Source organism: Desulfurobacterium pacificum (assembly GCF_900182835.1).
Taxonomy (GTDB): domain Bacteria; phylum Aquificota; class Aquificia; order Desulfurobacteriales; family Desulfurobacteriaceae; genus Desulfurobacterium_B; species Desulfurobacterium_B pacificum.
In genome coordinates this window covers 307,993-326,474 of sequence record NZ_FXUB01000001.1, presented here as the reverse complement: position 1 = coordinate 326,474, position 18,482 = coordinate 307,993, and the positions used below count along the sequence as shown (strand labels likewise).

General features: G+C 40.0%; 22 protein-coding genes. 15 read left to right on the top strand and 7 right to left on the bottom strand.

Annotated features, from left to right (window positions below; all coding sequences use genetic code 11):
* Positions 1-15: 15 nt before the first annotated feature.
* From QOL23_RS01570 to QOL23_RS01540, 7 genes are read right to left on the bottom strand one after another with little or no spacing between them, the layout of a single operon-like run.
* Positions 16-150, bottom strand: a complete 135-nt coding sequence (locus tag QOL23_RS01570; RefSeq protein WP_283399826.1) for a hypothetical protein — start codon at positions 148-150, stop codon at positions 16-18.
* 52 nt (positions 151-202) lie between these two features.
* Entirely contained in the window at positions 203-631 is a 429-nt protein-coding gene (gene hepT / locus QOL23_RS01565; protein ID WP_283399825.1) for a type VII toxin-antitoxin system HepT family RNase toxin, read from the bottom strand.
* On the bottom strand, positions 594-992 hold the full coding sequence (gene mntA / locus QOL23_RS01560; RefSeq protein ID WP_283399824.1) for a type VII toxin-antitoxin system MntA family adenylyltransferase antitoxin: 399 nt from the start codon (positions 990-992) through the stop codon (positions 594-596). The genes hepT and mntA overlap by 38 nt, the downstream gene beginning before the upstream one ends.
* Complete coding sequence (mqnE, locus tag QOL23_RS01555) at positions 989-2,110, bottom strand: aminofutalosine synthase MqnE (protein ID WP_283399823.1); 1,122 nt, start codon at positions 2,108-2,110, stop codon at positions 989-991. Before mqnE (QOL23_RS01555) ends, mntA begins: the two co-directional genes overlap by 4 nt.
* Positions 2,098-3,228, bottom strand: a complete 1,131-nt coding sequence (gene mqnE / locus QOL23_RS01550) for an aminofutalosine synthase MqnE (protein ID WP_283399822.1) — start codon at positions 3,226-3,228, stop codon at positions 2,098-2,100. Before mqnE (QOL23_RS01550) ends, mqnE (QOL23_RS01555) begins: the two co-directional genes overlap by 13 nt.
* Positions 3,216-3,629 carry a metal-dependent transcriptional regulator gene (locus QOL23_RS01545; protein WP_283399821.1) on the bottom strand — a complete coding sequence of 138 codons (414 nt, stop codon included), beginning with the start codon at positions 3,627-3,629 and terminating at the stop codon, positions 3,216-3,218. The genes mqnE (QOL23_RS01550) and QOL23_RS01545 overlap by 13 nt, the downstream gene beginning before the upstream one ends.
* 3 nt (positions 3,630-3,632) lie before the next feature.
* Entirely contained in the window at positions 3,633-5,084 is a 1,452-nt protein-coding gene (locus tag QOL23_RS01540) for an FAD-dependent oxidoreductase (protein WP_283399820.1), read from the bottom strand.
* 76 nt (positions 5,085-5,160) lie between these two features.
* Here QOL23_RS01540 and QOL23_RS01535 point away from each other — a divergent pair, with 76 nt between their 5' ends.
* The 15 genes from QOL23_RS01535 to lpxC all read left to right on the top strand — a co-directional run bounded on the left by QOL23_RS01535 (position 5,161) and on the right by lpxC (position 18,362).
* Positions 5,161-6,126: an ADP-ribosylglycohydrolase family protein gene (locus QOL23_RS01535; RefSeq protein ID WP_283399819.1), complete on the top strand. Its 966-nt coding sequence runs from the start codon at positions 5,161-5,163 to the stop codon at positions 6,124-6,126.
* Between the two features lie 95 nt (positions 6,127-6,221).
* Positions 6,222-6,437: a hypothetical protein gene (locus QOL23_RS01530; protein ID WP_283399818.1), complete on the top strand. Its 216-nt coding sequence runs from the start codon at positions 6,222-6,224 to the stop codon at positions 6,435-6,437.
* 43 nt (positions 6,438-6,480) lie between these two features.
* A complete protein-coding gene (locus QOL23_RS01525) occupies positions 6,481-7,779 on the top strand; it encodes a peptidyl-prolyl cis-trans isomerase (RefSeq protein WP_283399817.1) in 1,299 nt (432 codons plus the stop codon).
* Between the two features lie 11 nt (positions 7,780-7,790).
* The gene (locus tag QOL23_RS01520) at positions 7,791-10,289 is read left to right on the top strand and encodes a homocysteine S-methyltransferase family protein (RefSeq protein ID WP_283399816.1); all 2,499 of its coding nucleotides are present in this window, start codon (positions 7,791-7,793) and stop codon (positions 10,287-10,289) included.
* Positions 10,290-10,333: 44 nt separating this feature from the next.
* Positions 10,334-10,855: an adenine phosphoribosyltransferase gene (locus QOL23_RS01515; RefSeq protein WP_345782574.1), complete on the top strand. Its 522-nt coding sequence runs from the start codon at positions 10,334-10,336 to the stop codon at positions 10,853-10,855.
* 12 nt (positions 10,856-10,867) lie between these two features.
* Positions 10,868-12,103: a beta-ketoacyl-ACP synthase II gene (gene fabF / locus QOL23_RS01510; protein WP_283399814.1), complete on the top strand. Its 1,236-nt coding sequence runs from the start codon at positions 10,868-10,870 to the stop codon at positions 12,101-12,103.
* Positions 12,104-12,113: 10 nt separating this feature from the next.
* Positions 12,114-12,812: a ribonuclease III gene (gene rnc / locus QOL23_RS01505; RefSeq protein ID WP_283399813.1), complete on the top strand. Its 699-nt coding sequence runs from the start codon at positions 12,114-12,116 to the stop codon at positions 12,810-12,812.
* Complete coding sequence (locus tag QOL23_RS01500) at positions 12,805-13,380, top strand: nucleoside triphosphate pyrophosphatase (RefSeq protein WP_283399812.1); 576 nt, start codon at positions 12,805-12,807, stop codon at positions 13,378-13,380. The genes rnc and QOL23_RS01500 overlap by 8 nt, the downstream gene beginning before the upstream one ends.
* A 13-nt stretch (positions 13,381-13,393) precedes the next feature.
* Positions 13,394-14,101, top strand: a complete 708-nt coding sequence (locus tag QOL23_RS01495; protein WP_283399811.1) for a hypothetical protein — start codon at positions 13,394-13,396, stop codon at positions 14,099-14,101.
* Positions 14,098-14,844, top strand: a complete 747-nt coding sequence (locus QOL23_RS01490) for a response regulator (RefSeq protein ID WP_283399810.1) — start codon at positions 14,098-14,100, stop codon at positions 14,842-14,844. Before QOL23_RS01495 ends, QOL23_RS01490 begins: the two co-directional genes overlap by 4 nt.
* On the top strand, positions 14,844-15,335 hold the full coding sequence (ispF, locus tag QOL23_RS01485) for a 2-C-methyl-D-erythritol 2,4-cyclodiphosphate synthase (protein ID WP_283400234.1): 492 nt from the start codon (positions 14,844-14,846) through the stop codon (positions 15,333-15,335). The genes QOL23_RS01490 and ispF overlap by 1 nt, the downstream gene beginning before the upstream one ends.
* Positions 15,332-15,775, top strand: coding sequence for a 3-hydroxyacyl-ACP dehydratase FabZ (gene fabZ, locus QOL23_RS01480; protein ID WP_283399809.1), 444 nt, complete (start codon positions 15,332-15,334; stop codon positions 15,773-15,775). Before ispF ends, fabZ begins: the two co-directional genes overlap by 4 nt.
* Positions 15,768-16,544: an acyl-ACP--UDP-N-acetylglucosamine O-acyltransferase gene (gene lpxA / locus QOL23_RS01475; RefSeq protein ID WP_283399808.1), complete on the top strand. Its 777-nt coding sequence runs from the start codon at positions 15,768-15,770 to the stop codon at positions 16,542-16,544. The genes fabZ and lpxA overlap by 8 nt, the downstream gene beginning before the upstream one ends.
* Positions 16,541-17,344, top strand: coding sequence for an MBL fold metallo-hydrolase (locus tag QOL23_RS01470; protein WP_283399807.1), 804 nt, complete (start codon positions 16,541-16,543; stop codon positions 17,342-17,344). The genes lpxA and QOL23_RS01470 overlap by 4 nt, the downstream gene beginning before the upstream one ends.
* 97 nt (positions 17,345-17,441) lie before the next feature.
* Positions 17,442-18,362: a UDP-3-O-acyl-N-acetylglucosamine deacetylase gene (gene lpxC / locus QOL23_RS01465; RefSeq protein ID WP_283399806.1), complete on the top strand. Its 921-nt coding sequence runs from the start codon at positions 17,442-17,444 to the stop codon at positions 18,360-18,362.
* The last annotated feature ends 120 nt before the right edge of the window (positions 18,363-18,482 follow it).

Genomic DNA, 18,482 nt, shown 5'->3' with positions numbered 1-18,482 from the left:
GTGAAAGATATTCTACTATTTTTCTCCTTCCTGTTCTTTCTGCTTTTTCTTTTCTTCTAAGGTGTGTTTCCAGGCTAAGATGGCGAAAGAGAGAGGTAGAGCGATTGCTATGATTGTGCAGATTATGCCTAAGATGGTGTTCTGGTCCATTTTCCACCTCCAGTAGAGAATGCTAAAGGTAATTATATGCTAAATTGTAAATTTAGGGTGAATGATTTTGAAGGTATTGGTTTATATCGTTTACGAATAGGTCGAAGTCTGAAAGGTGTTTTTTGTAGATGCCGTAAACTATTTCGTCATCAACGGTATCATACATATGAATGAGAAGGTTACGGAACTTAGCCATCTTTTTGTAAGTTTCTGCATGTTTTTCAGGAATTACCCCTTTTTCTTTTAATAGTTCAAAACATTCAGCGTAACTTTCGGGAAGTTTTTTAAGCGTTGAAACGGCTATATGTCTGCAGATGTCTATTGCCTGTTCTATGGCTAATTCAAGGTTTCTTTCAATAAACCTTTTCACTATTACGTTGTTCCGAAATTCGTGGAAATCTTTGATTTCTGTTTGTCTTATTTCGTTTACGTATTCTACGATTTTACTTAGCTTTCTCTCTATTAACTTTCTGTTCAGCAAAGAATGCCTCCGCCATGTATTTGTATTCTTCGTAGTCTATCATCGTTTTTCTCTTAAACTCTGCGAGGGCTTCAGAGTCTTTCACTATCAGCGGTTCGCCTGTATTAAGTATATGGAAGCGGGTAAACGGTGAGGCGAGGTTAAAAATTACCAAATCAACTTCTTTGTTAAGGAAGTTTGAAAGTTTTACGGCGTAGTCAAGTATTTCTGTTCCTCTTGGCGGTTTTTTAAAGTATACGGCTACGTCAACGTCGCTTTTGGGTGTAGGAATTCCGTTAACGTGTGAACCGAAAACGTAGGCGAATACGACGTTTTCATCTTTTTCTAACGCTTTCTTTAGTTTGTCAAAAAGGGTTTTCATTGTTTCTCCGAATTGTATATGTGAAGGACGTTGTAGATGGTGTCGCGTTCTACGGGGATTTTTCCTGCTTCTTTGATTAGTTTTATGAGTCTGCTTTTAGGAATTGACTGTCCTGCTCTTGCTCCTGCTGCTTGAGTTATGTCTTCTTCCGTTACTGTTCCATCTATATCGTCTGCGCCGAACTGAAGGGCTATTTGGGCAACCTTTTCACCTAACATTATCCAGTAGGCTTTGATATGTGGGAAGTTGTCTAAGATTAGCCTTGAAACAGCTATCGTTTTAAGTTCATCAACGCCTGTTGTGTAATTGGCGTTGGGGATTTTCGTGTTTAGTGGGTGAAAGGCAAGGGGAATAAAAGTTTGAAAGCCTCCCGTTTCATCTTGAGCTTCTCTTAACCTAATAAGGTGGTCAACTCTGTCTGCATAAGTTTCTACGTGACCGAAAAGCATGGTTGCGTTGGATTTTAGCCCCATTCTATGGGCTGTTTTGTGAATTTGCAGGTATTCCTCGGCGGTTATCTTTTCAGGACATATCTTCTGGCGGATTCTTTCGTTGAATATCTCTCCACCGCCGCCTGGAATTGAATTAAGTCCTGCTTCTATTAGTTCGTGCAGAGTTTCTTCTACGCTTTTGTTACCCTTTTCAGCTATGTATTTGATTTCTTCTGCGGTGTAAGCTTTAATGTGGATATCGGGGAAGTTTTCTCTTACTGCTCTTATTATTTCAATGAAGCGGTTGTAGTTCCAGTCGGGGTGTAATCCGCCTACTATGTGAACTTCTGTGAGATTTGGGTTTTGAGAGTAGTAGTCTTTTAGTTTTTTGACTATTTCTTCTGTAGTTAATTCATAGGCGTCTGGGTCGTTTTTGCTTTTTCTGAAAGCACAGAACTTGCAGGTGCCGATGCAGATGTTGGTTGGGGTTATGTGAACGTTTACGTTAAAGTAGGCGAATTTTCCGTTTTTCTTTTCTGCAACGTAGTTTGCCAGCATTCCTATTGCTGTTAAGTTGCTTGACTCAAAGAGCTTTAAGCCATCTTCAAAAGAGAGCCTTTCGCCGTTGAAAACCTTTTCTGCTATAGGTATTAATTCCTTGTCAAGTAGGGAAATTAGTTGTTCCATAGTTGCTCCTCGTAAATTTTGATTACGTTGTATACAGTGTCGCGTTCTACGGGGATTTTTCCTGCTTCTCTTATCAGCTTTATGAGTCTTTCTTTTGGCATGAATGAATCTGTTTTTGCGCCTGCAGACCTCGTTATTGATTCTTCTACAACGGTTCCGTCTAAATCGTTAACTCCGAAATGAAGCGAAACCTGTGCCAACTTTTCACCTAACATTATCCAGAACGCCCTTATATGCTGGAAGTTGTCTAAAATTAGCCTTGCTACAGAAAGCATCTTTATATCGTCAAAACCTGTGGTGAACTTGCCGCCTAAACGGGTATTTTCCGGGTGGTAGGCAAAAGCCATGAAGGCTTGAAATCCGCCTGTTTTATCCTGAAGTTCTCTTAGTTTTAAGAGGTGGTTAACTCTATCTGCGTAGGTTTCTACGTGACCGTAAAGGATTGAAGCGTTTGATTTTAAACCGAATTTGTGGGCTGTTTCGTGGATTTTAAGATACCTTTCCGATGAAAGTTTGTGTGGGCATAGTTCTTTTCTGAGGGATTCGTTGAATATTTCGGCACCGCCGCCGGGGATTGAGTCAAGACCTGCTTCTATCAATTCTGATAGGACTGTTTCTATCGGTTTTCCTGAAATTCGTGAAAGGTGGTCTATTTCTTCTGCAGTGAATGCCTGGACGTGAATGTGGGGGAAAGATTCCTTTATTGCTTTGAGAAGTTGAACGTAGTAGTCGTAGTTCCAGTCGGGATGTAATCCGCTGACTATGTGGATTTCGGAAACTCCTTTGAATTCTTCTATCTTTTGCAGAACCTGGTCTATGGTCAGTTCATAGGCATCAGGGTCTCCTTTTTCTCTCCTAAAAGCGCAGAACTTGCAGTTTCCTACACAGAGGTTTGTAAGATTGATGTGTCTGTTGACAACGAAGTAAACCAGACGTCCGTTCTTTTTTCTGTTTACGTAGTCTGCTAACTTGCCCAACGTAAGAATGTCGTTGGTTTCAAATAGTTTAATACCATCTTCAAAAGAGAGTCTTTCGTTGTTTAGGATTTTTTCAGCTATTTTGATAAGGTTTTTATCTTCAACCAATTGAGGGTTAACTATCTCTTCTATTTTAGCCACTTTTTAAACTCTCCATCTAAGTTTTTTTCTGTGAAAAAATCTGTTAGCTGTTTGAGCCTCTCTACCGTTTCTGGTGAAAGGTGGTGTTCCATGAGACATCCTTCCTCTTCGGCTTTTTCTTCCGGCAGTAGTAGAACTTTTTTCATGAAATTTATTATAGCTTCGTGCTTGTTGTATATCTTTTCTGCGTAAGCTTTGCCTTTTTCTGTTGTTGTAACGTAGCCGTAGGGTTCGTAGTTAATGTAACCTCTTTCTGATAACCTTCTTAGGACTTCTGTAACGGTTGGCATTTTGACGTTTCGCTTTTCGGCAATTTCTTTTACTCGCGCTACGCCGTTTTCTTTTTCTAAGAGATATATAGTTTCAAGGTAGTCTTCAAGTCTTGGTGCTAACTTTTCCATACTTTAACTCCTTACCTTTTCGCCGCAGTGCTGACACAGGGAACTTTCTGAGACTAAAAATACGTTTTTGCCCTGTGCTCTGGCAGGTTTTCTTCCTTTAACGTCAACTGTGAACCATGCCCTGCTGTGTAAATTTAGCATTTTGAGGACTTTGTAGGCTGCCAGTTTACCTGAGTATGAGGCTAACGCTGCGTTTGACATGCCGTTTTCTGCATCTCCGGCTAATACGGCGTTTGGGTGGCTTGATTGCAGCTTTTTGATGAGTTTTTCGTCTTTCTCAAATCCTATTGCGGGGACTAAGTAGTCAAAGGTTACTTTGCCGCAACTGAAGAAGATTGTGTTGTTTTCTATTCTTTCGGGCTGACAATCTGTATAGATTTTTACGCCTTCTTTTATTGCAGCTGATATTTCTTTTTTCTGGGCTTTCATTGAGCTTTCGTCGCTGCGGTAAAAGACGATTGCTTCTGCGCCTGAGCGGACGGCTAATCTTGCTACATCAAAGGCGGTATCTCCGGCACCGATGATGACGATTTTTTTTGAGGTGAGGGGGTGGGGGGGATTTTTGAGGAAAGAGAGAGGGTAGATGATGTTGGGGGTGCCGTGGGTGGGGATTTTGAGTTGCTTTTCTTTTTGACTTCCTACTGCTATTATTACTGCATCGTAGGTTTTCGGTATTGATTTTACTTCCTTTTCTGTAAATATTCGGATACAGTTGAACGAAGTGGCTAAAGCTATTTCTTTTTTGAATAGTTTTTTGTCAAGTTTGAATTCCGGAATGAAGTTTAGGGTTCCACCTAATTCCTTTTCTTTTTCAAAGAGGTCAACTTGAATACCTGTTGATGCTAAATAGTAGGCTGCTGTTATACCTGCAATTCCCCCGCCTATTACTGCTACTTTTTTGTTAGTTAGTGGAAAAAAAGGTGTTCTATTTTTAACTTCAATTTCCTGGTTAAATGTTTTTCCTAATTCTCTGTGGACTTCTCTTATTTTTAAAGGTCTTTCTGGAAGTATTCCGCACTTTTCTTCACAGGGAGCATGGCATATTTCACCTAGGGTGAATGGAAAAGGAGAATAGATAGAAAAAATCCCCCACGCCCCTTCCACATCTCCTTCCTCACACTTCCCCATAAACGCTGGAATATTTACTTTTGCAGGGCAAAAATCCTCACACGGCGACGTTTCCCTTTTAGCTGACTTCAATGCGTCCCATGCCTGCAAAAAGTAAAGAATTGATTGGGATAGAAGTAGAGAAATTGTTCCGTAATTTAATGAAAAACCTATTAAGTAGAGATAGTAAAACGGAAAGAGAAAAAACGTTAAAAACGCTATTCCGGTTATTCTTCTACCGGTTAAAAACTGTCCCAGTCCTGGAATTAAGAGAGAATAAATGAATGCTTTTTTCCTCAGCTTCAATTCTCTATAGTTTTTCAGCGCTACTTTCCTGTCCGGAAGCAAGGTTCTCTCCGTTTCTGGTGGTAATGTAAATTATAGGATTTAAATTTGTATCTGCTAATTTTTTCAGGAGGCATCTATGCTTGAAAGCAGAGTAAAAGGAACGATAGTAGGTGCAGCGATAGGCGATGCTTTAGGAACGTTAGTTGAAGAGATGGACAGAGAAACGGTCAAAAAATCCTACGGCACAGCAATAATAGGTTTTGTTAATCCTTCCCCCAATTCAGTATGTCCATTTTTGAAAAAAGGTCAGTTTTCCCACGAAACGCAAATCTTTATAAAAGTTTTAGAAGTTTACGCCGAGAAAGGCTACTTTGATGAGGTTGCCTATCTTGAAAAGCTGATTGAGTGGGCAAAAGACGAAAAATCCCACCGCTACCCTGCCGGCTCCCACCTTAACGCCGCTTTAGGTTATGCAGGTGGGCTTGACATAGATGAAGCAAGAGTTAAATCCTGTGACATAGACGGTGCAGTTCCTGCCGTTGCAGGTGGCATTTACAGATGGGATAGTCCTTCAGATGCCTATGAGGAAGGCTGTCTTATAGCTTCTGTAACCCACAGAGATGAAACTCTGATAGACACTGCAGGTGTTTTAGCCGTTGCCGTTTCTGAAGTTATCTCGGGTAGAGTTTTACTGGACACGCCAGAAGACAGGTTCGGCTTCTTAGAAGTTTTAAGAGAATACGCGCAAACAGAAACGGTTAAATCCTACCTTGACCTTGTGACAAACGTTCTTCAGAAAAACGTTGAAACGATGGACGATGCAATCCTTTTAATCGGAAACGGTTCTTACGCACCCGAAGCCTTCTCACTTGCCGTTTACGTTTTACTTCAACATCCCCGCGATTTCAGGAAGGCTGTTCTTGCGGCAGCCAACACCTATGGAGAGTTTGGTGGAGATACAGATGCCATAGCCTTCATAACCGGCGCTCTATCCGGCGGATATTTAGGATTTGAAGCGATACCTCGTGACTGGGTAGAATGCCTTGAAAGTTCCGATTACCTGCTTCTCCTTTCAGAAAAACTCTTGGAGAAAATAGAGTAGTGGAAAATTTGAAAGTTTTTAGTTTTCTTTTAGGAATGTTACTTTTCCACTTTTTCTCACTCTTTATCTGCTCCGTTTTTTGCGTGGCGGGGTGGGTGGATTTTAAAACCTATGCACTTGTTTACAATGTAGCTAAGCTCTATTACGCACCTTCTCCCTCTTTTTCTGCAACAGTTTCTTTTTTATGGTTGTTGTTCCTCTTTCCTGTTTCTTATCTCTTATACAAAAGGAGTAAACTTCTGCTTGGCTGGTTTATAGCAGGAGGTTTTATGGTTTTACTTGGAAAAATTTTAAATTTAATCGGATTCTAATTATACTTTGATACAATCCTTTCAAAACTTTTGGAGGTTTTAAATGAGAAAGCTGATAGCAGTTTCAACGGCGCTTTTACTTTTGGCAGGTTGCGGACATAAAACTGAGAAAAAAACGTCAGAGAGCGCGCCAACAAGGACTACTCAACAAAAAGTTTGTAACGCTAACACGCCACTTGCAAAGGTAGGAGATAAAACGATAACCGTTGCTTACTATAAAGAGATTGAAAAAACGATTCCTCAGTGGGCTTTGAAAAAGTTTTATAGCGGTAAGGAGGGTAAAAAGGAGCTCCTTCAAAAAATAGTTGATAGACAACTTATAGTTCTTTATGAAAAGGATAAAGGTCTATTTGATACTCCAGAAGTTAAAAATCGCTTTAAACGCTTTGAGATGCAGCAACTTGCCATGAGATACCTCAACTCTCAAATAAAGGACTATACGGTTACAGATAAGGAGGTTGAGGAGGCAATAAAGAAATACTACAAAGGAAAGAAAGTTTCTCCTATGGAAAAGCGCTTTATCAAAATGAATCTTGAAGCTCAGAAGTTTCAAAAGTTAAGGAACGAGGCGTTTAATAAAGTTCAAAAAGAGATTCAGTTTAAAAAAGTTGATTTAAAGAAACTGAACGATAACACTGTTGTTGCTGTCTATAACGGTAGAGAGATTCGCTACTCTGATGTTAAACCGCTCATGGGTAAAACGGTTACTGGGGACTCTCTCAAAAAAGCGATTACTTACTACGTTCTTTACCTTAAAGCCCTTGAAAAGGGAATGGACAAGGAACCGGAATTTGCCAGCCTTGTTAACCGTATGAAAGAGGATGCAGCTGTAAGAGCTTTTGAGAAGGAACTGATGGCGAAAGTAAAGGTTTCTGATAATGAAATTAAGAAATATTACGAGGAGCATAAGAGTGAAATGAAGATGCCTGAACAGGCTCAGGTTGTTATTTATCAGTTTGCAAATAAAGAGGAAGCTAAGAAAGCTTTAGACTTAATTAAGAAAGGAAAATCCCCCAAAGAAGCTATTCCTCCTGAAGTCTTCAAAACAGGTAGAAAGTGGAAAGTTTTGGCTTCAGACGTTGGCAAAAATCCCGTTGCAACGCTCGTATTTGAAAACAAGCAGGATAAAGCCGTTGTTGAAATGCCTAACGGCTTAACTCTTTTAGTTATTGTTGAAAAGAGAATTCCGCCAAAGCAGATTCCTTATGGGGATGCCTACGGTTCAATTAAGAGAATGCTCAGCCATCAGAAGTTTCAGGAAGTTGCCGACCAGATGCTGAAAGAGATGAAGAAAAAATACGGCGTCACTTACTATTACAACAACCTTGACTGCGTGATGTAGGAGGATGTGGCGTGGACTTTTGGAGTAAGGTCTGGGTTTTAGATGGCGGTATGGGAACGATGCTCATGGAGGCGGGGGTGGACGTCAACTTCGCCCCCGAACTCCTTAACATAAAAGAGCCAGAAGTTTTGAAAAAAATCCACACCGCCTACATCTCCGCCGGCGCAGACATCATAGAAACAAACACTTTCGGCAGCAACAGAATAAAGCTCTCCCACTACGGACTTGAAGACAGGGTAAGAGAACTTACCGCTGCAGGAGTAAAACTTGCAAAGGAGGCAGCAGAAGGTAAAGCTTTAGTTGCCCTTTCCGTTGGTCCTACCGGGATGTTCGTTGAACCTGTTGGAGACTTAACCTTTGATGAAGTCGTTGACGTTTTTAAAGAGCAGATAGAAGCCGGTGCAGACGCAGGTGCAGACCTTGTTCTCATAGAAACGATGTCCGACATAAAGGAGGCAAAGGCTGCCGTTATTGCAGCAAAGGAGGTTTGCGACCTGCCCGTTATGGTCAGTATGACCTACCAGGAAGACGGCAGAACCCTCTTGGGAACTCCGCCAGAAGTTTCAGCAGCCGTTTTTGAAGGTTTGAAAGTTGCTGCCGTTGGTGCAAATTGCTCTTTAGGACCTGAAAGTTTCGTTTCCTTAATAGAGAAGATGGCACAGGTTACGGATACGCCGATAATCGTTTACGCAAACGCCGGTTTACCCGTTTTAAAGGACGGAAAAACCTACTATCCTGAACCGCCTGAAACGTTTGGGAAATACGCTATTGAATTCGTTAAAGCTGGTGCAAACATCATAGGCGGATGTTGCGGAACGACGCCTGCCCACATAAAAGCCATAAAAGAAGCAGTTAAAGACCTTAAACCTGTTGAAAGGAACCCGATTGAAGGTTTGAAGGTCGCGAGCAGAACGAAGTTGGTATTTATCGGTAGCAACTTCCCTACAAGAATTATCGGTGAAAGGATAAATCCAACAGGTAAAAAGCGCCTTCAGGAAGCTCTAAAGAAAGGAGACTTTTCCCTTGTTAGAGAAGAAGCTAAAAAGCAAGTAGAGGAAGGTGCAGACCTTTTAGACGTTAACGTTGGCGTTCCCGGAATAGACGAAGCTGCTGTCATGAAACAGGCTGTAAAAACCGTCATAGAAACGGTTGATGTTCCTATAATGATTGATACGAAAGACCCTCAGGCTCTCCTTGAAGGTTTGAAGATGTGTGACGGCAGACCGATAGTGAACTCCTGCTCTGGTGAAGAAAAGGACATTGAAAACATTCTACCTATAGCTGCAAAGTTTGGTGCAAACGTCTTAGCTCTGGCGATAGATGATGAAGGTTTAAAAGAGAAAGCAGAAGATAGAGTTGCCGTTGTTGAAAAAGTAATAAAAGAATGTGAAAAGCAAGGAATAGAGAAAGATTCAATCATCGCAGACGTTTTAAACCTTGCAGCAAGCGCAATGCAGGAAGCAACCGTTGAAACCTTAAAGGCAATAAGGCTTGTTAAAGAGCGCTTCGGCGTTGCCACCACTTTAGGTGTCAGTAACGTTTCCTTTGGACTTCCTGCAAGACCTCTTATAAATTCGGCGTTTATGGCTATGGCTATTGAGGCGGGGCTTGACTCTGGAATTGTTAACCCCGGCGATAGCAGAATGGTTGAAACCATATACGCTTCAGACGTTTTAGTTGGTAAAGACAAAGGTGCAGTTCGCTACGTTGAAAAGTTCCAGAATTACAAACCAAAGACGTACGACGATAAGTGTAGAGAGATTTTAGAAAAGATATGTCAGCTTTCCTGTTCTTATCTGCAGGGAAGAGAAGTTACCATAAAGTCCGAAAAGAAAAAGGAAGAGAAGGAATCTTCCGATGAAGACGCTCCTTCCGGCGTTTTGGGAGAGATTTTTAAAAAGGTTCTTGAAGGTGATAGAGAAGGGATAAAACCCATAGTTGAAGAAGCCCTTTCCTCTTTTGAACCTATGGAAATCAGCGATAAAGCTCTCATTCCAGCTCTTGACGTTGTAGGAAAAAGATTTGAAGAGGGGAAAATATTCCTCCCACAAATGTTAAAGTCTGCTCAGGCTGTTCAAAGTGCCTTTGAAATTTTAAAAAGAGAGATGAAAAAGAGAGGTGGAAACTTAAAACTCTCCGGCAAAATCGTTATGGCTACTGTTCACGGAGATGTTCACGAAATAGGTAAAAACATCGTTATAACGATGCTTGAAAACAGCGGGTTTAACGTTGTTGACCTTGGAACGAACGTTCCCCCTCAAAAGGTGGTTGAAGCTGTTAAAGAAGAAAATGCAGACGTTGTAGGTTTGAGCGCTTTAATGACAACTACTTTACCATCAATGAAGGAAACGATAAAAGCATTGAGGGAAGCTGGATTAGACGTTCCAGTCATAGTTGGCGGTGCTGTTGTTACGCCGGAATTTGCAGAAGAAATAGGCGGAATTTACGGCGGTGACGCTCAGCAAGCTGTTAAAATTGTGAAGAAACTTTTAAAAGTGGAGGAAGGGTAACTATGGAAAACCTTAAAGAAACTGACCTTAACGTTCATAAAGAAATTGAAGAGCTTAAATCTTTAATAAGGGACGTTCCTGACTTTCCAAAGCCTGGTATCGTTTTCAAGGATATCACGCCTTTGCTTCACAAACCTTGGGCTTTTCAAAAAGTAATTGACTACATAGGCAACAGGTACATCGGTCTTGGCGTTGACATCGTTGCGGGCATTGAATCAAGAGGTTTTATCCTTGCCTCTGCTCTTGCTTACAAGATTGGCGCAGGCTTGGCAATAATAAGAAAGCCAGGGAAGCTACCATACAAAACGATTAGCGCCACTTATACCCTTGAGTATGGCGAAGATAAGATAGAAGTCCACGAAGATGCGATTCAGAAGGGAATGAAAGTTGTTTTAATAGACGACGTTTTGGCTACCGGCGGAACGATGAACGCTGCCATTGACCTTGTTGAGAAGTTAGGCGGAAACATCATAAGCGTTGACTTCCTTTTAGAGTTAACCTTCTTAGGCGGAAGAGAGAAGATAGTTAAAAGGGGATATCCTGTATTTTCACTTATAAAATTTTAGGAGAGAGGGATTATGAAGAGGAGAGTTGTTATAACGGGGCTTGGTGTTGTTTCTCCAGCAGGAAGTAACGTTGAAAAGTTCTGGGAGAACATTACTGCTGGTAAACCTTGCATAGGTAAAATCAGCAAGTTTGATGCATCTGAGTTTCCCGTTCAGATAGCGGGAGAGGTTAAAGACTTTGACCCGTTAGAGTATTTTGAGAAGAAGGATGTTAGGAAAACAGACCCGTTCATTCAGTACGCTGTAGGTGCTGCAGTTCAAGCTGTTAAAAGTGCCGGACTTGAAGACTCTAACGTTGACCCAGAAAGAGTTGGTGTTTTGATAGGTTCCGGTATCGGTGGATTAACCACCCTTGAGGCTCAGCACGAAATACTGTTAAAGAAAGGTCCACGCAGAATCTCTCCTTTCTGCGTACCTATGGAGATAATAAATATGGCTTCAGGCATCGTTTCTATAAGGTTTGGTTTTAAGGGACCTAACATTTCTGTTGTTACAGCCTGTGCAACAGGAACTCACGCGATAGGTGAAGCTTACAGAACGATTCTTTACGGCGATGCGGACGTTATGATAGCTGGTGGGGCAGAAAGTTGTATTACGCCGTTAGGGGTAGCGGGATTTGCAGCGGCTAAGGCTCTCTCAACGCGTAACGATGAACCGGAAAAGGCGAGCAGACCGTTTGAAAAGAACAGAGACGGTTTCGTTATGGGAGAGGGTGCAGGTATAGTTGTTCTTGAAGATTACGAACATGCCAAAAAGAGAGGTGCTGAAATCTTAGCAGAAGTTGTCGGTTACGGAACAAGTGGTGATGCTTACCATATGACTGCACCAGCGCCAAACGGTGAAGGCGCTGCAAGAGCTATCAGAAACGCTCTCAAGGATGCAGGATTAACGCCTGAAGATATTGATTACATTAACGCCCATGGAACTTCTACCAAGTTTAACGACCTGTTTGAAACGATGGCTATAAAGAGCGTGTTTGGTGACCACGCCTATAAGGTTAAGGTGAGTAGTATTAAATCTATGATAGGTCACCTATTGGGAGCAGCAGGTGGCGTTGAGGTTATTTCTTCTGTTTTAACGCTTAAGACGGGGATTGTTCCACCTACTATAAACTACGAAGAACCTGACCCGGAATGTGACCTTGATTACGTTCCAAATAAGGCGATAGAAATGGACGTTAAGTACGTTCTGAAGAACTCTTTTGGCTTTGGTGGAACTAACGCCTGTCTCGTTCTCAAGAAGGTTTAGGGGAGGTGGGTTGAAAGAGGACCGCCTTAAGGAACTTGAGAGGAGAATAGGTTATTCGTTTAAAGATAAAGCCCTTCTCAGGAGGGCTTTGATTCATAAATCTTTCGCTCACGAAAAGGAAACCGGTGAAAACTACGAAGTTTTAGAGTTTTTGGGCGATGCCGTTATTGGACTTATCGTTAGCGAGGAGTTGATAAAGAGGTTTCCCGATAAAACAGAAGGAGAACTTTCTCAAATAAGGGCTTATTTAGTTAGTGAACCGTCTTTGTCGGAACTTGCGAAGACGGTGGGGTTGGGGGATTTTCTCTTTTTGGGTAAAGGTGAAAAGTTGTCCGGTGGTAAGAAAAAATCCTCCCTCCTCTGCGACGTTTTTGAATCCATTTTCGGCGCGATTTACCTTGATAGTGGTTTTGAAGCAGCAAAAAGAGTCTTCAAAGAAAAATTCCTTGACAAACTCTGGGATATCTTAAACTCGGCTGTTACTTATAAAGATTTTAAGAGTTACCTTCAGGAGATTACACAAAAAGAGTACAAGATTATTCCTGTCTATACTCTTTTAAAATCGGAAGGACCCGAACACGATAAAACCTTTACCGTTGAGTGCAGAGTAAACGAAATAACTACTGTTGCAACAGGTAAGTCCAAGAAAGCTGCAGAGCAGCAGGCAGCAAAAGAGATGCTTAAAGCTTTAGGAGTGATAAATGATTGATAGATTTAAGATACTTTTAGCTTCTTCTTCTCCAAGAAGGAAGGAAATTCTGCAGATGGTTGGAGTGGGGGTGAGGATTTTCCCTTCAGATGCAGAAGAAAAGATTTACCCGACTCCAGAGGAAACGGCAGTAAGGAATGCAGAACTTAAAGCTCTTACCGTTAAAGATAAGGCGAAACCTGATGAGATTATACTTGCAGCGGATACCATTGTTGTTTTTAACGGAAAAGTTTTAGGCAAACCTTCAAATAAGCAGGAGGCTATAGAGTTTTTAAAAAAGTTATCTTCCAACTATCATACCGTTATTACCGGTTTTGCTTTGTTCTTTCCTAATGGAAAATTAGTTTCAGGACTGGAGAAAACGGAAGTTAAGTTTAAAAGGATGTCTTTGAAAGAGATTGAATGGTACGTAGAAACCGGTGAACCAATGGATAAAGCGGGCGCTTACGGCATTCAAGGTATAGGTGCTATTTTCATAGAACGTATAGAAGGAGACTATTTCAACGTTATGGGTTTACCGATAGGAAAGATTTACGATATACTTACTCTTGAAACGAAATTACTTTAACTGAGGAAAGAAAATGGATTGGGGATTAGTAACTGCTATTGTAGCTGCTGTCTTTGGGTTTATAGGGATACTCATTGGAATAATTCTTGGAAAAGCTTTTAGCGGTGGAAAGAAGGAAGTTTCCGAACCAGCAAATGAGGTTATTCTTTCTGCAGTATCATCTTTGACCGGTAAAATTGAGAACGTATTAAAAGAATTGAAAGAAAAAGCTGAACACTTCAATCAGCAGGTTATTTCCTCTATTGAAGAAGAGATTAATGAGTTAATTTCAAACCTTGAAAAGTTAAAGGTAGAAATAGAAAAAGTAGGTGTGACTGAAGGTAGTAGAAAAGCTATTGATAGCAGTATAGAAATGTTAAAGAACTTTAGAATTTCTGCTCCGAATTTTGATAATTCTCTTCTTACTCAGATAAAAGATAATCTGTTAATAGTGAGAAATGACCTTCAGGCTTTAATGCTTTCTAAACGAGAAGAACAGAAAGCAGCAACTGTTCCAGTTAATTTTGAAAAGCTAATCTCATCTATAGATTCAGCCATTAAACTTTCAAAGGAAATAAATGCTTCTCTTTTGAAGGATGAACTTACCGTTCTTGCTGATTGTCTAAAGAAAGAGACCTTAAATTCTGTTTTGAAAGACCTTGATAAACAGACGTTAACTGCAAAAGAAGTAGCGTTAATTCTTACCGATGTGAAGAAAGAGCTTGAAGGAGTTAAGAAATGAAGGTTCTTTACGTTGACAGTAAAAAGACATGGCATCTTTTCTTTGAAAGGGTACTTTCCTCAAGGGGTATAGAAGTTTTCCATGCTTATACTATTAAGGAAGCTATAAACTTGGCTCATACAGAAAAGCCTGATGTGATAATTTTTAACTCTAAGGTAGATAATTTGCCCATTACCGAGTTTTTGTCCGATATAAAAGGGACAGGTATTCCCTTTATAGTTATTGGCTATAAAGCTGAGGGTATGGATAAGGATTCGCTCTTAGACGCTGGAGCTTTCCAGGTTTTGGAGAAACCTTTCACTGTTGAAGATTTGATAACAGTTCTTAAATCTCTGAAAGAGAAGCTACCAGAAGTTAAGAAAGAAGAAATTGAGATGGAAGTTATCGGTGCAGGTGGAGAGCCTTTACCTGTAGTTGACCTTGATGAGATAGAGGTTACTCCTGTAACAGAAGAAATTACTTTGGAGGCAGAGCCTGAAATTTCTGTAGAAGAAGTAAAACCCGTTGAAGAAAAAGAGATTGTTCCTGTTGTTTCAGAGGAGAAAGAAGCTCCTAAACCTGTGGAAGCAGTTGTTCCTGCGGCGACTGGAAAGGTAAAGGAAGCGCTTCCTTCTGAAGTTTCTCTTGATAATGCTCAGATAGAAAAGATTGTAAGAGAAGTTGCATGGGAAGTTGTTCCAGAACTTGCAGAAAAGATAATCAGGGAGGAAGTCAAGAAACTTATTGAAAGTAGGCTTGCTTGATGTATAGAGTTGGTATAGGCTATGATGCTCATAGATTTGAAGAGGGTAGAAAGTTAATAATAGGTGGTGTTGAAATTCCTTATCATTTGGGGCTAAAAGGTCACTCTGATGCTGATGTTTTAACTCATGCTATATGTGATGCTATTTTAGGTGCTTTATCTTTAGGAGATATAGGAGAATTATTTCCAGATACTGATGAAAAGTATAGGAGCGTTTCAAGTTTAATTCTTCTTGAGAAAGTTGTCTCTCTTGCTGAAAGGATGGGATATAAAATTGTAAATGTAGATACAGTTATTGTTGCTCAGGAACCGAAGTTTAAACCATACAAAGAAGAAATGAAAAGGAAATTAGCTTCAGTTATGAAAATAGGAAAGGAAAGGATTTCCGTTAAAGCAACTACTACTGAAGGTATGGGATTTGAAGGGAGAAGAGAGGGCATTTCAGCTCAGGCAGTAGTTCTTTTAGAGAAGACATCTGGGAGGTTTGAATGATAATGGACATAGTTGAAATTATGAAAGTTATACCTCATAGATATCCTTTTCTTTTGGTTGATAAAATCGTTGAGCTTATTCCAAAAGAGAGGATAGTGGGTATTAAGAACGTTACTATGAATGAACCCTTCTTTCAGGGGCATTTCCCAGGTCATCCTATCTTTCCAGGTGCTCTTTTGGTAGAGGCTATGGCACAGGTTGGGTGCGTTTTAATGTTTAAATCCTTTGATATATCTCCCGAAGAGTACGTAGTTTATTTCATGGGTATAGATAAAGCCCGTTTCAGGAAACCTGTTAAACCTGGTGATACTGTAAAATTTGTCCTTGAACCAAGTGTAATAAAAAGAAGAATGTCAAAGATGGTTGGTAAAGCTTATGTTGGTGAAGATTTGGTGTGTGATGCTGAAATAATGGCTATGATTGCGAGGAGAGATGGTTAAGGTAAGTCCACTTGCGGTCGTTGAAAAAGGTGCAGAACTTGATGAAGGTGTAGTAATTGAGCCTTTTGCTTACATTGGTTCTAAAGTAAAGGTTGGTAAAGGGACGGTTATAAAAAAGGGGGCTGTAATAGAAGGAGATACAACTATTGGGGAGAATTGCATTATTTATGGCGCTACAATAGGGGTTGCCCCTCAAGATTTAAAGTATAAAGGAGAAGAATCAAAGGTAATCATCGGGAACAATACTACGGTAAGGGAGTACGTGACTATACATAGAGGAACGGAAGGTGGAGGGTTAATAACTAAAGTTGGGGATAACGTTCTACTTATGGCGTATTCTCACGTTGCCCACGATGTTATTATAGGAAACAACGTTATAGTTGCTAATACGGTTCAGATAGCTGGACATGTAGAAATAGATGATTATGCCATTATAGGTGGTCTTACGGGAATTCATCAGTTTGTAAGAATAGGTAAGCACGCGATGGTTGGTGGGGCTTCCGCCGTTCATAGAGATGTTCCTCCGTTTACTGTTGCTCAAGGGAATAGAGCGAAATTAGAGGGAATTAACATTATTGGTTTAAAACGAAGAGGATTTCAGAGAGATACAATTAAGAATCTTACTACTGTTTTTGAAATGGTATTTAAAACAGATGAACCTTTACAAATATCTCTTAAGAGAGTGGAAGAAGAATTTGGTGATATTCCAGAAGTAAAAGAGTTTGTCTCCTTTATAAGAAATAGTAAAAGAGGTATCTGCCCGGCTTGAAATTAACAAAAGAGACTCTTAAAAATAGGCTTGTATTTCTTGGAACTGCAGGTGCAAGGTATGTCGCTTTTGGTTTTTTAAGACAAGCTGGTGGTCTTTATTTTGATTTTGATGGATTTAACGTTCACGTTGACCCTGGTCCTGGAGCTTTCGTTCATGCTCATAAAAAAGGAATAGACCCTCATTGGACAGAAGTTATTATTTTGTCTCATCGCCATTTAGACCACTGTGCAGATGTTAATCACGTTATAGAAGCTATGACGTTGGGCGGAAAGAGGAAGAGGGGTATCCTATTTTGCCCTGAGGATGCTGTATCTCATGACCCAGTGGTTCTTGAATATACTCGTAGTAATTTGAAGGCTGTAAATATTGTTAAGGAAGGAAACGAATATACTTTGACAGATTCTTTAGGAGTTTCTTTTCCTATAAGGCATGACCACAGAGTAGAGACGTATGGAGTGGTTTTTAAGTGGAAAAAGAAAATAGCTTATATTTCAGATACGCGCTTCTTTGATAAACTGATAGATGCTTACAAAGGGGTTGATTTACTCATTCTCAACGTTACGATGTATAAGAAAAGACCTGTAGTTGACCACCTTTCTTCTGAAGAAGCAGCTATTCTCATTAGCGAAATAAAACCTCAGGTTGCTATTATGACTCATTTTGGCAGGACCATGCTTGAGGCTAAGCCTTGGTTGGTGGCTAACGCAGTTAGTGAAAATACAGGAATTAAAACGTTGGCAGCTTACGATAATATGATATTTGACCTGCAATCCTTTCAGGTTGTTAAACAGAGGTAGCTGCAAATTCGCAAAATTTCTGTTTTTTTTGGAGAAAAAAACCACTTATTCTCTTATATAATCTACTTTGGTTAAGGTTACAAAGGGAGAATTTTTGATGCAAGTTTTTCAAAGAACAATAAAAAACTCTATAAAGTTTAGTGGAATAGGATTACATACTGGAAAGAAAGTCAACGTTCGAATAGAACCGGCTAAAGAAGACACGGGTATAGTTTTTGTTAGAGGAGATTTAAAAGGTTCTCCTTCTCTGAGGGTTTCTCCCGAGTTTCTTTCAAAATTGTTTTATGCTACTACGTTATCAAATGGGGAAATTTCTGTTCAAACTGTTGAACATCTTCTTGCTGCACTTTCTGCTTTTGGTATAGATAACGTTTATGTAGTTCTTGATTCAGAAGAGTTACCTATCTTAGACGGGAGTGCTGCTCCTTACGTATATCTTTTAGAAGATACAGGGATATATGAGCAATCTCAAAAACGAAAATATATGCTTTTAAAGCGGAAAGTTAATATTGAAAACGATAATAAGAGAATAACTGCTGAACCTTATTTTGGTTTAGAGATAGATAATACTATTTCTTTTGACCATACCTATAAGAAGGTTAGATTCCAAAGAATGAAGTATTCTCATAGCCTTGAATCTTTTAAAAGCATAGCTGTAGCAAGAACTTTCTGCTTTTATCAGGAGGTTGAAGCTTTAAGAGCTGCAGGACTTGCTAAAGGTGGAAGCCTTGAGAATGCAATTGTTATAGGTGAATATGATATATTGAATGAAGGGGGATTACGTTTAGATAATGAATTCGTGGCTCATAAAACTTTAGATTTAGTGGGGGATTTGTACGTTTTAGGATATCCTTTGCTTGCAAAGATTACTGCTTATAGAACAGGACATGCTCTTAACGCAGCTTTTGTTAGAACGGTTTACTTCCAAAACCTATGCGAAATTATAGAATTGGAAGAGGGGGAACCTTTAAAGTATTTAGAAAACCTTATTACTCCATTTGCAGAAGAACAAGCATAAATAAGCTTTTCTTTCTTACTTTCCTATTTTCTGATTTCCGAAACTTTGCTTACTTAGTTTAGTCAATATTTACTGTTATTTCCCTTTCAGGAAACTTTCAATTGAGTTAAAATTCTGTTT

Coding starts and splice junctions, on each gene's coding strand:
- QOL23_RS01490 (WP_283399810.1), top strand. CDS start 14,098: ATGAAGGTTCTTTACGTTGACAGTAAAAAGACATGGCATCTTTTCTTT.
- QOL23_RS01495 (WP_283399811.1), top strand. CDS start 13,394: ATGGATTGGGGATTAGTAACTGCTATTGTAGCTGCTGTCTTTGGGTTT.
- ispF (WP_283400234.1), top strand. CDS start 14,844: ATGTATAGAGTTGGTATAGGCTATGATGCTCATAGATTTGAAGAGGGT.
- lpxC (WP_283399806.1), top strand. CDS start 17,442: ATGCAAGTTTTTCAAAGAACAATAAAAAACTCTATAAAGTTTAGTGGA.
- QOL23_RS01525 (WP_283399817.1), top strand. CDS start 6,481: ATGAGAAAGCTGATAGCAGTTTCAACGGCGCTTTTACTTTTGGCAGGT.
- QOL23_RS01500 (WP_283399812.1), top strand. CDS start 12,805: ATGATTGATAGATTTAAGATACTTTTAGCTTCTTCTTCTCCAAGAAGG.
- fabF (WP_283399814.1), top strand. CDS start 10,868: ATGAAGAGGAGAGTTGTTATAACGGGGCTTGGTGTTGTTTCTCCAGCA.
- QOL23_RS01545 (WP_283399821.1), bottom strand. CDS start 3,629: ATGGAAAAGTTAGCACCAAGACTTGAAGACTACCTTGAAACTATATAT.
- mntA (WP_283399824.1), bottom strand. CDS start 992: ATGAAAACCCTTTTTGACAAACTAAAGAAAGCGTTAGAAAAAGATGAA.
- QOL23_RS01570 (WP_283399826.1), bottom strand. CDS start 150: ATGGACCAGAACACCATCTTAGGCATAATCTGCACAATCATAGCAATC.
- QOL23_RS01535 (WP_283399819.1), top strand. CDS start 5,161: ATGCTTGAAAGCAGAGTAAAAGGAACGATAGTAGGTGCAGCGATAGGC.
- mqnE (WP_283399823.1), bottom strand. CDS start 2,110: ATGGAACAACTAATTTCCCTACTTGACAAGGAATTAATACCTATAGCA.
- fabZ (WP_283399809.1), top strand. CDS start 15,332: ATGATAATGGACATAGTTGAAATTATGAAAGTTATACCTCATAGATAT.
- lpxA (WP_283399808.1), top strand. CDS start 15,768: ATGGTTAAGGTAAGTCCACTTGCGGTCGTTGAAAAAGGTGCAGAACTT.